At 60.5% G+C, this 927-nt stretch carries 2 protein-coding genes; both read left to right on the top strand.

The features are described 5' to 3' along the window. Nucleotides 1–387 (top strand): alpha/beta fold hydrolase (locus tag A3730_RS31920; protein WP_231884002.1); only part of this gene is annotated, 387 nt, incomplete at its 5' end. After that, a partial coding sequence (locus A3730_RS19470; protein ID WP_063538718.1) for a DUF4336 domain-containing protein occupies nt 365–927 on the top strand: 563 nt, incomplete at its 3' end. The genes A3730_RS31920 and A3730_RS19470, both read left to right, overlap by 23 nt.

Genomic DNA, 927 nt, shown 5'->3' with positions numbered 1-927 from the left:
GGCTGGATTCGCGGGCCGGACTACCCGCGTATTGCCTGGAATTCCGCCCTTGCCTACGACATGATTTACAGCCAGCCGGTGGTGCAGGATTTTGCGCGGCTTGAGGTGCCCACCCTGTTGATCATCGGCACCCGGGACCGCACCGCGCTGGGACGTAACCGGGCACCGGAATCAGAGCGTGCCCAACTGGGGCGCTATGACCAGCTGGGCAAGAAAGCGGCGCAACGCATTCCTGATGCGACTCTGGTTGAATTGGAGGGCATCGGTCATGTTCCACAATATGAAGCGTTTGATGCATACCGCGAGGCGTTACTGAATTTTCTGACGACCCGTTGTCGGGCTGTCTGGCCCAGGGAGGGGTATCATGGCTGTGCTGTCATTGTATGAACCGGTGAACTGGCTCAAGCCGGTGGCCGATGACGTCTGGATTGTCGATGGGCCGGTGATACATATGGCCCTGTATGGGGCAGGGCTTCCCTTCACGACCCGGATGACCATTGTGCGTTTGCCGGGCAACCGGTTGTGGCTGCATTCACCGGTGGCGTGGAACGCGCCCCTGGCCAGGCAGCTGGAAACCCTGGGCACGGTGACGCATCTGGTGTCGCCCAACCGGATTCACTACGCCTATATCGCTGACTGGTCGGCACACTATCCCGAGGCCCGTTGCTGGGCCTCACCGGGGGTGAGAGAGCGAGCCAGTAGCCAGAATATATCTGTGTCGTTCAGCGATGATCTGGGCGACCGTCCGCCGCCGGAATGGCATGACACTCTTGATCAGTTGTGCTTTCGCGGCAGCTCGGTGATGGAGGAGGTGGTGTTTTTGCATCGCCCCAGCCGCACGCTGATCCTGGCTGATCTAATCGAGAATTTTGATCCCGGCAAAGTGCATTGGCGCCTGCGGTGGCTGCTGCGCCTGGCGGGTGTGGT

This window comes from Alcanivorax sp. HI0044, assembly GCF_001634945.1.
The sequence above is the reverse complement of the archived record's forward strand: the minus strand, read 5'-3'. Positions and strand labels throughout refer to the sequence as shown.